11 protein-coding genes are annotated in these 12,943 nt (G+C 68.7%); 2 read left to right on the forward strand and 9 right to left on the reverse strand.

Features of this window, described 5'->3' with window-relative positions; all coding sequences use genetic code 11:
* The first annotated feature begins 5 nt into the window (after window positions 1–5).
* Window positions 6–428: a D-ribose pyranase gene (gene rbsD / locus AB0H43_RS05065; protein ID WP_359996688.1), complete on the forward strand. Its 423-nt coding sequence runs from the start codon at window positions 6–8 to the stop codon at window positions 426–428.
* Window positions 429–513: 85 nt separating this feature from the next.
* Here rbsD and AB0H43_RS05070 read toward each other — a convergent pair whose 3' ends face one another.
* The 9 genes from AB0H43_RS05070 to AB0H43_RS05110 form a co-directional block, all read right to left on the reverse strand.
* Window positions 514–2,940 (reverse strand): GH116 family glycosyl-hydrolase, encoded by a 2,427-nt coding sequence (locus tag AB0H43_RS05070; RefSeq protein ID WP_359996691.1) that lies wholly within the window; start codon window positions 2,938–2,940, stop codon window positions 514–516.
* Window positions 2,937–3,752, reverse strand: coding sequence for a carbohydrate ABC transporter permease (locus AB0H43_RS05075; protein WP_359996694.1), 816 nt, complete (start codon window positions 3,750–3,752; stop codon window positions 2,937–2,939). Before AB0H43_RS05075 ends, AB0H43_RS05070 begins: the two co-directional genes overlap by 4 nt.
* The gene (locus tag AB0H43_RS05080; protein ID WP_359996697.1) at window positions 3,752–4,705 is read right to left on the reverse strand and encodes a sugar ABC transporter permease; all 954 of its coding nucleotides are present in this window, start codon (window positions 4,703–4,705) and stop codon (window positions 3,752–3,754) included. Before AB0H43_RS05080 ends, AB0H43_RS05075 begins: the two co-directional genes overlap by 1 nt.
* Window positions 4,702–6,021, reverse strand: coding sequence for a sugar ABC transporter substrate-binding protein (locus tag AB0H43_RS05085; protein WP_359996700.1), 1,320 nt, complete (start codon window positions 6,019–6,021; stop codon window positions 4,702–4,704). Before AB0H43_RS05085 ends, AB0H43_RS05080 begins: the two co-directional genes overlap by 4 nt.
* An 8-nt stretch (window positions 6,022–6,029) precedes the next feature.
* The gene (locus AB0H43_RS05090) at window positions 6,030–7,064 is read right to left on the reverse strand and encodes a DUF4185 domain-containing protein (RefSeq protein ID WP_359996703.1); all 1,035 of its coding nucleotides are present in this window, start codon (window positions 7,062–7,064) and stop codon (window positions 6,030–6,032) included.
* Window positions 7,065–7,141: 77 nt separating this feature from the next.
* Window positions 7,142–8,215, reverse strand: a complete 1,074-nt coding sequence (locus AB0H43_RS05095) for a glycoside hydrolase family 172 protein (protein ID WP_359996706.1) — start codon at window positions 8,213–8,215, stop codon at window positions 7,142–7,144.
* Window positions 8,216–8,283: 68 nt separating this feature from the next.
* Window positions 8,284–9,792, reverse strand: coding sequence for a DUF4185 domain-containing protein (locus AB0H43_RS05100; protein ID WP_359996709.1), 1,509 nt, complete (start codon window positions 9,790–9,792; stop codon window positions 8,284–8,286).
* 22 nt (window positions 9,793–9,814) lie between these two features.
* A complete protein-coding gene (locus AB0H43_RS05105; RefSeq protein WP_359996712.1) occupies window positions 9,815–10,849 on the reverse strand; it encodes a ribokinase in 1,035 nt (344 codons plus the stop codon).
* Entirely contained in the window at window positions 10,846–11,493 is a 648-nt protein-coding gene (locus AB0H43_RS05110; RefSeq protein ID WP_359996714.1) for an SIS domain-containing protein, read from the reverse strand. Before AB0H43_RS05110 ends, AB0H43_RS05105 begins: the two co-directional genes overlap by 4 nt.
* Window positions 11,494–11,791: 298 nt before the next feature.
* On the opposite strand from AB0H43_RS05110, the gene AB0H43_RS05115 reads away from it, so the two are divergent.
* Complete coding sequence (locus AB0H43_RS05115) at window positions 11,792–12,790, forward strand: LacI family DNA-binding transcriptional regulator (protein WP_359996717.1); 999 nt, start codon at window positions 11,792–11,794, stop codon at window positions 12,788–12,790.
* Window positions 12,791–12,943 lie beyond the last annotated feature (153 nt).

Consider the following 12,943-nt stretch of genomic DNA (forward strand, 5'->3'; position numbering starts at 1 on the left):
AAGACATGCGGCACGACGGTCTGTGGCATCCACGCCTGCTGGAGATTCTCGCGAGCGCGGGCCACACCGATCTGATCGTCGTGTGCGACGCCGGACTGCCCGCCCCGCCCGGGGTCGAGGTCGTCCACCTCGCGTGGCGGTCCGGCGAACCCGCCTTCCTCCCGGTCCTCCGCCAGGTGCTCGCCGAGTTCGTGGTGGAGCACGCGATCGTGGCGGAGGAGTTGTCCGACGCCACGATCGCCGACGGAGTCGCCGGGCTCCTTCCGGCGCAACGGATCGGGCGAGTCGGGCACGAGGAGTTCAAGCGGATCACGCGTACGGCGCGGGCGATCGTGCGCACCGGCGAGGTGACCCCGTACGCCAACATCATCCTCCAGGCCGGCGTCCCCTATGGGCCCGCTGCCCCCGAGCCGTTCCCGCTTACCTGATCATTGCGTCAGCCATGCTGTTTCAACGGACATTTCGCCGCGCGAAACAGCATGGCTGACGCAATGATCACGCTAGGGAGACGCGCTAGGCAGGCGGGAGGACGCCGTAGCGACAGGAGACGGAGACCCCGTCGGGCGAGCGCGTGATGATCCCCCACCCGGTCGGCGTCAGCAGCGGCCACGTCCCGGGACGCGACGACAACGCGTCGACGACCGACCAGCCCGCCATCGCGCGTACGTAATGGTCGCCGCATTCGATCTCGTTGTACGGGTTACGCCGGCGTCCGTCGTAGCGAGCCCAGACACCGCGGAGGATGGCGTACGCCTCGTCGTCGAGGCCTTCCCGGAGGCAGTGCGCCGCCACCTGATATTCGCTACCGGTCCACACCTCGTCGCAGTAGCGGGTCGGCACCGCCGGCCGTCCCCCACTGGGCCAGGTGCACATGAGCAGCCCGGTGTCGTCCCGGTCGGCGAACACGCGGTAGATGTGGTCGAACCCGTCGAATCCCGTCCGCAGGTTGAACGCCACCACCGACCGGAGCGCGCTGACCACGTGGTCACGTGGCAACAGGTAGCCGAGGTCGAGTTGATGCGCCCACCACTGGCCGATGAGCTGATCGGCCAGGCAGCCGTGCAGCCACTGGTAGTCCGTGGACTCCCCCTCGTCGAGGACCTGGACGTAGTAGGAGCCGTTGAACAGCAACTTGTCATAGGCCGACGAGCCCCGCTCGAACAGCTCCTGCGCCTCGACGGCGAAAGCGGAGTCCCCGACCAGGTGGGCCATTTCCGCAGCGGCGCGCAGCGCGGCCAGCCACAGGGTGCCCATGAAGCTGTTGACGCCGCACAGATCGATGTCGTGTGTGGACGGCTGTACGCCACGCAACACTCCCGTCGAGGACCGATCCCACCGATCGCGGACGTAGGCCAGCAACCGTTGCACGGAAGGCCAGTACCGCTGGAGCCAGTCGAGGCCGGCGCCGTTGCGTACCTCGCGATAGGTCTTCAGGACGCTGCCGAGCATCCCGTCGAGGGCCGGCTCGACCGGGCCGCCGATCGGCTTGTCCCACAACTGCGGCAGGTAGGTCGGCGAGATGACCCGATGCGGCAGATAGCCCTCGGGCGCCTGCATCACGTCGTACTCGGTCTGCCGCATGCTGCGTTCGAGCTGCGGGAACAGGCGCGCCACGGCCTGGGCGTAGTTCCACACATGAGTGCAGTTGAGCGGGCACGAACCGCCGACGTCGCCGGTCCACATCACCGTGGACGCGCCGAGCACGCCCTCGAACCCGAAGAACGCCCCGTCGGCGGTGACGAAGCACGACGGGCTTCGCAGGATCGCCGCCTGCGCGGCGAGATGCTCGACGGCTTCGTCGTCGAGGTCGCTCTCGGCGAGCACCGACGTCCAGGCCCGAGTATCCCCGACCAGGGAATCCCAGGAGGAGACGACGTCGGCGGCGACGGAGACGGCGTCGGCGTGCCGCTGTGCGTACGCGTTGCCCAGCCAGAAGCGGGTCGGCCCCCACTGCGGATTCGGCGGGCCGAACTGCACGAAATTCGCGTACCGATTGGGAAAGTGCCAGGCCAGCAGGACGCGGACGGTGCCGGTCTCGCCCGGCTTGAGATCCAGCACGGCCGCGACCCCGCCGTTCCACGTGCGGCCCGGACCGCTCGGCTCGAAGGCCGTGGCCGGTCCGCTCGGCTGATACTCGGCGGCGTGCGGGGCGAGCACCGAGGAGTCGACGTAGAAGGCCCGGGCGTCGAGGAAGCCGAGGAACTCCCGGGGATGCTGCCACTGCGGGAAGGTCGCGGCGGACGCCGAGTCGATCGCCAGCACCGCCTGGCCCGCGCCCGGGGCGAGCGGGTCGATCGCGTGGTTGTCCATGACCAGCGACGTCCAGCCGTTCTCCCGCCGTACGCGATTCGTGTTGCCGCCGTAGCCCCGCCCGGTCACGCCGTCGATCGGTGTGGTGCCGTCGTGGCCGACCGGGTTCTGCATCGCCGCGCCGAGCCAGACGTGAGCGTCCACATCCGACGGATTGGTCACCGTGAAGGTGAACATCCCCACCGGCAGCGAGGAACGCGCGACGTCGAGCGGGATCAGCGGGTTGACCGCCGTCAGCCGGACGTCGACCGGCAGCCCGTGATAGTCGATCTCCGCGAACGGATACAGCCCGCGGAACGTCGTCGACTCCACACCCGGGTGCGAGGCCAACAGTTCGCGCTGCCAGTCCGGCAGCAGATCGTCGTTGACGAGCGGAGTGGGCGTACCGGGTTCAACCGGAGCCTGCAGGACGAAGGTCCGGTCGAGCGGCGGCTCGATCTGGCTGACCCGGAGCGCGAAGAACGTCCCGGGCAGCTCACCACGATGGTTGCCGACGTTCTGCAACTGCCACTGCCGCAGCCCGCCGTCCGCGCCGATCGCGAAGCCGCCGGTGCCGATGCCGCCGATGGGCATCGCGACGAAGCGGCCTTCGTCGTGCCGAATCGGGCGGGCGCGTTCGAAGAAAGTCACTTCATCCCCGAAATCCGGATGCCGCCGATGATCTGCTTCTGGAAGGCCAGGAAGAGCAGGATGACGGGCAGCGCCGCCAGCGTCGACCCGGCCATGAGCAGGCCCAGCTCCGACGACCGGTCGGAGCGGAAGGTCGCCAGGTACTGCTGGATCTGGAACAGGTTCGGGTCGGTGATGGTGAGCACCGGCCACACGTACGCGTTCCAGAACGCCAGGAACGAGGTGACCCCGACGACGACCAGCGCGCCCTTCGAGATCGGCGTGAAGATGTGCAGGAAGATCCGCCAGCGCCCGGCGCCGTCGATCAGCGCCGCCTCCTCCAGCGCGACCGGGACGCCCAGGTAGTACTGGCGGAGGAAGAACACCTGCAGCCCGGACGCCGCACCCGGAATCACCAGGACCGCCATCGTGTCGAGCATCCCGAGTTGGGTCACCACGATGAACGAGGTCAGCATGATGGCGATCCCCGGAATGAACATCGTCGTGATGACGACGACCCACAGGGTCCGCTTGAACGCGAAGTCCAGGCGGGCGAAGGCGTACGCCCCCAGCGAGTTGACCACCAGGCTCAGCGCGGCGAACAGCAGCGCCCCGACGAAGGTCACGCCGATCGAGCGCAGGAACGCCGGGTCCTCGAGGATCTGGGTGTAGTTCTCCCAGCGCCAGACCTCCGGGAAGAACTGGAACGGGGTCTGCACGACCTCGGTCTTGCTCTTGAATCCCGCGATCAGCATCCAGGCCAGCGGGAACAGCGCGCTGAGCAGGAACAGTCCCGCCAGCCCGAGTTTGCCCACCGTCACGAGCAGCCGCATCAGCCGTCCACCGCCTTCTCGGAGCGCACCAGCCGGAAGATGATCGCCGACACCGACCCCAGCACGAGGAACAGCAGCAGGGCGGCCGCGATCGGATAACCGGAATACAGGTCGTTGGTGAAGTGCCGGAAGATGAACAGGTTCGGCAGCGTGGTCGACTCCAGCGGCCCGCCGTTGGTCATCACCAGCGGCACCACGAGGAACTGCAGCGACGCCGCGAACCCGGTGACCAGCAGGTACAGGAAGATGTTCTTCATCAGCGGGAGCGTGATGTGGACCATCTTCGCCCACCAGCCCGCGCCGTCGAGGGAGGCCACCTCGTAATAGGCCTCGGGGATGTCCAGCAGGCCGGCCAGCATGATCAGCGAGGCGATGCCCATCCCGATCCAGATCGCCGGCACGGCGATCGCCGGCAGCGCGGTCCCGGTCTCCCCGAGCCACGCGGTGTCGTCGCGGCCCGTCAGGGCGAGCGCCCAGTTCAGGATGCCCCCACGGTACGCGTAGATGATCGTGAAGATGATGGACGCGATGACCTCGGAGATCACGGCCGGGACATAGATCGTGACCTTGAGTACGCCGGCCATGCGACCGCTGAACGACTTCACCAGGTTGGCGAACACGAACGCGATCAGCAGCTGCGCCGGCACCACCATCGCGGCGAACCCGAGTCCACGCAGCACCGAGGAGAGGAACGCCTCGTCGGTCAGCACGTTGATGTAGTTGTCGAGCCCGACGAACTCCGACGGCGCGTAGAAGCTCCACGTGAAGAAGCTGATGTAGACGGCGTGCAGCAACGGCCAGATGACGAAGATCGTCAACAGCACGACCAGCGGCGTGAGCATGACGTACGCGACCTTGGTGTCGCCGTGCCGCCGGCGCCGGGCCCGCGACCCGGTCGCCTCACGGGTGCCCGGTGCTGCGACCGTGGTCGCAGCACCGGCCGTGCTCGTCATGACGTGGTGCCCTGTCCGGCCAGGTTGTTCTTCGCGATGATGTCCTTGATCTCGGCGTCGGCCTCCTTCAGGGCCGTGTCGATGTCCTTGCCCTGCAGGGCCTTCTCGATCGCCTTGCCGAACGCCAGGCTGATCGACCAGTCGTAGGTCGGCTCCGGCTTGGCGTACTTGACCACCTTGTCCTGGATCGTCTGCGCCCACGGGTTCTCCTTCGCGGCCGGGTCGCTGCTGATCGTGTCGGCGACCGCGGTGCGGGGAGAGTACTTCGAGAACTTGGTCGTCTTGAAGTAGTCGACCAGCAGAGCGGGGTCACCGGCGAGCACGTACGCGATGAACTCAGCGGCCGCCTGTGCCTTGGTCGACTTGCCGTCGATCACCCAAGTCCAGCCGCCGAGGGTGGCGGTCGGCTTCGTCGGGTCGCCGTCGAACGAGGGCATCGGCGCGGCGCCGACGTTGCCGACGACCTTGGGGAAGTCCGACAGCAGCACGCTGGCCGCCCAGGAACCGCAGGCCATCATGGCCGCCTTGCCCTGACCGAAGGGGGTCGCGTCCGCGTACGGGGCGAGCGGCTGCTTGGGCATGATCCCCTGCTTGTACAGGTCCTGGTAGGCCTGCAGCAGCTGCTTGTACGCCGGGTCGCCGGCGCGGGGTTGCGACCAGTCGTCGCTGATCGGCAGGTGACCGGCGGCGTTCCACTGTAGGCCCCACGTCGACCAGCCCATGTCGATCTGGTTGCCCGCGGTGGAGAAGCCGGAGACCTGCTTGGTCGTCAGCTTCCGGCCGTAGTCGATCAGCTCGGCCCAGCTCGCCGGGGGCTTCTCCGGGTCGAGGCCGGCCTTGGCGAACAGGTCCTTGCGGTAGTAGAGGACGGCGGACGGCTCGACGAGCATCGGGTAGCCGTACTTCTTGCCCTTGTAGGAGATCGAGCCGACCACGGACTCCTGCAGGCCCGCCCACTTGTCGGCGGCGATGACGCCGTCGAGCGCCTGGATCTGGCTCGTCCGGGCGAAGCCCTGCACCTTGTTGTAGTTGAGGGTGAAGACGTCGGGCGCCTTGCCGGCCGCCTGTGCCGCCTTCATCTTCTGGTCCCACGCGTCGGCCGGCACGATCTGGTGCACGACCTTCACCTTGTCCTGAGCGGCGTTGTACGCGGCGACCGCCTTCTTGTACCAGGCGTCCTCCTGGTCGGTGAACTTCTGCTGCCAGATGGTCACCTCGGTCTTGCCGCCCGATCCGCTGTCCTTGCCGCTGCCGCATCCGGCGGCGGCGAGTGCGGCGGCGCCGGCCAGGCCGCCGAGCAGAGCTCTGCGCTTCATCGCAACTCCTAGGATTTCTCAAGATCAATTGAGTAGAGGAACACGTTGTACGGTCCCCAGAGGGAGAGGTTGAAGTAGATCCGGCGGCCGTCTTCGCCGGTCACCGGGTATTGGAAGGGTGCGTAGAGCCCGGGGTGCCCGGCCGCGTCCACGACGGTGCGCGGCTCGCTCCACGGCCCCCAGGGGGTGATGCCCTCCCGCAGGACGACGCCGTCGCCCTCGCGCAGGTACATCATGATCCACCGGTCGAGATACGAGTTGTACGCCACCGACAGCTCGCCGACGGTGTCGTCGACGATCAGGACCGCGCGGTCCCGTTCGGTGGCCCAGATCGGGCCGGTGGAGTCGGCGCCGGCGAAGTACCGGTAAGCCGACGGGTCCTCGACCTGCGCGGCGGGTACGCGCATGAGGCGTACGCCGCCGAACCGGCCGGCCGGGATGGCCCAGAAGTACAGCTGGTCCACCCCGCCGTCGAGGACATGCGCGACGCTGACCTGGATGAATCCGGAGTCACCCGGCCACGTCGTCTGATCCAGCCGGGTCCAGTTCTGCCCGCCGTCGGTGGAGCGGGCCAGTCCGGCGTGGTTGGCGTCCCAGCGGCCCGGGTCACCCCAGTGCCGCACCGACATGTAATAGAGGTACATGGTCTTGCCCACGGCGAACCCGTACGTGGGGATGACGGTCATCTCGACGTCGTCGACCTTCTTACTGTCCAGCAGCTCCTTGGCGAGCCCGATCTCGTCGGTCACCATTCCGGTCAGGCGTACGCCGTCGGCCGGGTCGTGATCGGTGGTGTAGCCGAGCACGTTCGACCGCCAGAAGCTGCCACCGGCACCGGTCTGCCCGTCCGTCCGCTCGCCGAAGGTGTCGCCGAAGACCAGGTACGTCGTGTCCCCGACGGCGAACACCGAGCCCAGGTCGGTCCCGTGCACGGCGTACTTGTCCGTGCCGCCCGGCACGCCGGTGACCTGGCCGATCTCGGTCAGGTTGCCGGCGCCCGTCAGCACGAAGGGCTTGTCGGTACGCGGGTCCAGCACGGTCACGGTCTCTCCTGACGAGCTCGTGCACCCGGCGGCGAGCAGCGCCACCGCGAGCAGAGCGGACGTTCGGGCTCGGCGGATCACAGCCGGGGCAGTCGCTGGGCGACCGGCGGCAGGGTGAACGGCTTGTGCGGCAACTCCTGATACCAGTACGCGACCGACGACAGGTCGTCGTTGCGCCGGTTGGCGTGGCCGTGCTCGATGGTCACCCGGATGGAGCTGCGGAACGGCACGGGATCTTCGATGTGGAATCGGTAGAGCGAGATCTGCCCGCTCCAGTTCTCCCCGCCGGGCAGCGTGATCCCGTGGTACGGGGCGTGGTAGGTCTCGCTGGGGCACCAGGCGGTGTTGAAGTAGTCCTCGGTCCCGGTGCCGTGCAGGCTCGGCGGGAACGCCTCGCCGTCGATGAAGATCATGTCGTCGCCTTCGCCGTACCAGTTCCAGTCGGCGGTGTGGCGCAGGTTGGTCACGTTGAGCACGCAGCCCACGTAGTGGCCGCGCCCTTCGGCGTCGAGGATCGTGTAGTTGCCCGCGCCGTCCAGGTTGCTGCCGGAGAACAGCCAGTCGGAGTTCGACAGGTCACCCTGCTCGATCCCGTCGGTGGGCGATTCCCGGCGCCACTGCGCGTGGAACCGGCCGAGGTCCGCGCCCAGCTCGTCGAACTGGTCGTAGTCGATGTAGTAGTAGAACCACAGGACCTCCGACTCGCACTCACTGGTGAGTTCGAACCGGGCGCGGGTGGCGAACGGCATGTGGAAGAAGCAGTTGAACGCCTTGCCGTCCTGCGGGCTCATCTGCAGCGGCGCGGAGACGAAGTTCGCGGTGCGGCCGTGGCCGACCCCGAAGAAGTCGCCGAGTGGCACGAGCACGCTCGGGTGCTCCGCGTCGTCCCAGTAGACCCGCAGGACCAGTTTGCGCAGGAAGTCACGATCGGCGGTGGCAGGCGTGGCCGCGTCGCGCGGGGCGACGGTCATCCAGATGTGGTTGATCGATCCCGCGCCCTGGATGTCGGCGAGTGTCACGGTTTCGCCGGGGTGGACGGTGACCCGGTCGTCGTTGCCGCCGCTCCGGTCCCAGCTCGACTCCCGCCGGCGGCGGTGTGGCCGCAACCGGGGCAGGTCCCGAAGGCTGCTGCCGTATGAACCGTAGTTCACGCTGTCCCCTCTCTAGTGGTCCGGCGGCGACGCTGCCGTGCGGACCGATCCGATGATCGCAGGATGATCTATGCCTTGACCAGGGCGAAGTCGTCGTGCTGGAGCCACATGTCGCCGTTGTCGGTCCAGATTCCGGCGAACACCTCGACCTGCGTACGCCCGCCGCTGTTGAACGACACCGTGAAGCGGGTCCACGAGCCGACGGCGTGGAAGTTGACCTCCGCGAACGGCAGCCCGTTGACGTTGCGTACGCCGAAGAAGCCGTTGTCGTTGTTGCCCGAGGTGCGCAGCCAGCCGGTCAGCACGTAGTTCGTGTTCGGCGCGACGGTCACCGCCTGGTGCAGATCATGCCAACCGCTGTTGTATCGGACGAATCCGTTGCGGTCGCCGGTGAAGCTCCAGGTGTTGTGGTCGATCCCGCCGTTGCCGACGACGGCCCACGGCCACGCGACCGATCCGCTGGTCTGCCGCTCGAAGCTCGGGTCGCGGACCAGGTTCGGGTTGCCGATCGTGGCGTCCGGGTTCAGCGTGACGCGGATCAGATACACGTTGTACGGCGTCCAGTCCGACATCGTCAGATACAGGTCGGAGCCGCCGGACCACGGGTGCATGAACCCGCCGTACAGCCCGGGGTAGTCCGCCGACGAGGCCAGCACGCTGGGTCCGCTCCACGGGCCGGTCGGTGCGGTCGCCGATCGCAGGACGATGTCGCTGCCCTGCAGATAGGTCATCAGCCACTTGCCGGTGTACGCGTTGAACTGCACGGACAGCTCGGACACCGGTGCGGCGACGATCGCCGTCGCCAGGGTGTCCGCGCCGGTCTGCCAGGCGCTGCCGGTCCAGTACTGGTACGCGGACTTGGTCAGCACCGAGGCTTCCGGCACCCGGGCCAGGTACAGCGCGCCGTTGCGGCCGTTGGGGGTGCCGTAGAGGTAGACGTACCCCGAGCGGCGCACCATCGCGGCCATCTGGAAGTGGTCGTCGCCGGAGGGGTTGTCCCACCGGGGTCCGCCCGCGGTCACCCAGTTCTGCCCGTTGTCGTCGGAGTACGCGATCGCGGCGTAGTTGGTGTCCCAGTAGCCGGGCGCGCCCCAGTGGCGTACCGACATGTAGGCGAGATATTGCCGGGAGCCGACCGAGACGCCCGCAGTCGGGATGACCGTGATCTCGGAGTTGTCGACCTTCTGGCTGGGGATGAGCTGTTTGGCGTGACCGGGCGCGTCGGTGGCCGCGCTGCTGAACGACATGCCGTCCCACAGATTGTGGTCACTGCTGCGCAGGAGCACCTGGCTGCGCCAGTCGTCGCCGTTGGCGCCCGGCGGCGTGGCGGCCGCGCCGAAGGTGTCGCCGAACGCGGCGAGGATCTCTCCTGCGCCGTTGTCCCACATGATCCCGAGGTCGGTCGCCTTGACGTTCCAGGCCGTGTCAGTCGAGCTGACCGAGCCGGGGCCGGTCACCTTGGCCACCACGATCGCCGGCGACGTCGCGGTGGTCGCCGCGGCCGGCTGGGCGACCGCGACCAGTTGAGCCATCAGCAGTACGCCGGTCGCCGCGGCGCAGAGGGTCCGGGACTTCATCGAGCAGCACCTCCAACAGGGGTTACAGGGCGTGCTCTCCGACGGGGGCGCCGGAGACGGTCGTACGGGTGAGCAGCGCGTCGATCTCGTCGGCGCGGGGCATGGCCGGTGCGGTTCCCCGGCGGGTCGTCGCGATCGCGCCGGCCGCGTTGGCGTACTCGGCCGCCTGCAGCAGGTCGTCGCCGGCGGCGATGCGGGCGGCGAGCGCGCCGCAGAAGGCGTCCCCGGCTCCGACGGTGTCGATGGTGTCCACCGCGAGCGGGTTCAGCACGCTGGTGCGCCAGCCGGTGTACTCGTCGGCGGCGTCGGGCGGGACGTCGCCGACCCCGGGCCGGTCGACCACCACAACTCCGCGTCCGCCGAGGGTGATGATCGCGCCCCGGCGGGCCAGCCGTCGCCGCAGCGTGGGCGCGGTGCCGAGGACGGCGTCGCCGTGACAGGGCAGCCCGGTGAGGCTCTCGGCCTCGACTTCGTTGGGCACCACCACGTCGACGAGTGCGCCGATGTCCTCCGGCAGCGGCGCCGAAGGGGCCGGGTTCAGCAGGGTCAGCACTCCGGCCGACCGGGCCAGGTGCAGCGCGGTCAGCACCGCGGGCAGCGGCACCTCCAACTGCACCAGCAGTACGCGACTGCGCTGGATCATCGGCGCGGCGGCCAGCACGTCGTCGGCGGTGACGGCGTCGTTCGCGCGGGGCACGATGATGATGGAGTTGCTGCCGTCCGGCTCGACGACGGGCAGCCCGACACCGGTCCCCCAGCCCGAATCACGCCGCACGTACGCCGCGTCGACGCCTTCCTCGGCGAGCATCGCCAGGAACTCCGCGCCGTGCCGGTCGTCGCCGACGCGACCGATCATCGCCGTACGCGCCCCGGCCCGGCTCGCCGCGACCGCCTGGTTGAAGCCCTTGCCGCCGAGGTACTCGTCGAAGGCGCGGCCGCGGATCGTCTCGCCGGGCCGTGGCCGCCGAGGCGCCTGGGTGACCAGGTCCTTCATGAAGCTGCCCAGGACGCACACGTCGAACTGGTCACTGGCGGAAGAGGTCTGCTGCGGAATCATCGGGCACCTCCGGTCAGCCGCCGCCCCAGCGATCCGCCCGGGTGGAAGCCGGCGAAGTCCTGCGAGGTGAAGCCGCGGCGGACCATCAGTGCCGAGGCGAGCGCGTCGCCCATGGCGAGGGTCGCCGTGGTGGACGCGGTCGGCGCGACGTTCAACGGGTCGGCCTCCCGTTCGACGGCGACGTCCAGCACGTGCTTGGCCAGTGTCGCCAGCGTCGAGTCGGACCGGCCGGTCAGTGCGACCACCGGGATCCCCCGCGCGGTGACCATCTCGGCGAAGTCGCAGACCTCGGCGGTCTCACCGGACGCCGACAGCGCGATCACCAGGTCACCGGGCGCCACCATGCCGGAGTCGCCGTGCAGCGCCTCCGCCGCGTGCACGAACGCGGTCGGCGTTCCGGTGCTGGCCAGCGTCGCCGCGATCTTCCGGCCGATGATGCCGGACTTGCCCAGACCGGAGACGACCACGCGCCCCCGGCATTCGAGGATCGCGTCGACGACCGCGCTGAACTGCGGTCCGAGCCGTCCGATGAGGGCGGCCACCGCGTCAGCCTCGTGGCGCAGCGCCTGGCGGGCCGCGGTGATGCCGGGATCGCCGAGGCCGGGATCGAGGCGAGCGGGCCCGTCCGCCGATTGCGTCGTCACGGTGCTCCTAACCGGGGGTTCTGAGGTACGACCGAGAAATCGATTTCCAGAGAGTAGGCTCGGCAACGAGGGTTGTCAACAGTTCGTTTCATCGTTGTTAGCAGCCGATGTCCCGCGTGATTGCCCTGGTCAGCCATGGCGATATCGATTTCCGAACACGGCCGGGTCATCCTCGGATTTCTGCGCGACCGTCCCGGCTACGCCGGGCAGCCTCCGGGCGAAGCGCCAGGTGTGCGGTCTGAGGGATCGATTTCTCCTGCTAGGCTCGACCCGGTTCGCAGGCGAAAGGCGAGGGCGCATGGCAACGATCTACGACGTGGCACGGCACGCCGGCGTCTCGGCCGCCACCGTCTCGCGCGTCGTCAACGGGCGTACGACGGTCGACGCCGCGCTCGCGGCCCGGGTTCACCAGGCGATGCGCGATCTCGACTACCGCCCCAACGCGGTCGCCCGCAACCTGCGCCGGCAGCAGACGAGCATCTGGGCCGTGATCATCTCCGACATCGGCAACCCGTTCTTCACCTCGCTGGTGCGCGGCGTCGAGGACGTGGCCCAGGCGGCCGGATACTCCGTGGTGCTGTGCAACAGCGACGAGGACCCCGGCAAGGAGGACCGCTACGTCACGGCGGCGCTCGCCGAGCAGATGGCGGGCGTGATCATCTCCTCCAGCGGCAAGCCCGCGGCCATCAACCGGCTCGTCGAGGCGGGTACGCCCGTGGTGGCGATCGACCGGCAGGTCCGCGGCGCCACTGTGGACACGGTGCTGTCCGACAACGAGCACGGCGCGGACGCCGCGACCTCGCACCTCATCGAGGCCGGATACCAGCGCGTCGCCTGCATCACCGGGCCGCGCAAGACGCCCACCGCCCAGCAGCGGCTCCGCGGCTACACCACCGCGCTCAAGCGCCACAAGCGCCCGGTCGACGACGAGCTCATCCGGCACGCGGACTACCGCGAGGAAGGCGGCTACGCGGCGATGGCGTCGCTGCTCGACTCCGGCGCCGAGCCCGACGCCGTCTTCGGCGCGAACAACCTGATGACCGTCGGCGCGATGGAATGCCTGGTCGATCGCGGGATCTCGGTCCCGGCCCGGTTCGGCGTCGTGGGCTTCGACGACATCCCCTGGGCCCATCTGGTACGCCCCTCGCTGACCACGGTCGTGCAGCCCACATACGAACTCGGCCGCACCGCGGCCCTGCTGTTGGCCGAGCGGATCGCCGAACCCGGCCGTCCTCCGTCGACGGTGACCCTGCAGACCGAACTCAAGATCCGGGAAAGCTCCGTCCGGCCTGCATGAACGCCGTTGATCGAAAATTCGTCACTTGACGTCTCTTCGGAGCGGTTGCTAATTTCCCCCGCAACAATTCGACCCCCATCCATTCCGCGTACGGCCTGACGCAGCGCGCGCGTTTCTTCTCAGGCGCGGAACTCCCAGCTCATCGCGCTCGCC

The sequence above is a fragment of the Hamadaea sp. NPDC050747 genome (assembly GCF_040654195.1).
Classification (GTDB): domain Bacteria; phylum Actinomycetota; class Actinomycetes; order Mycobacteriales; family Micromonosporaceae; genus Hamadaea.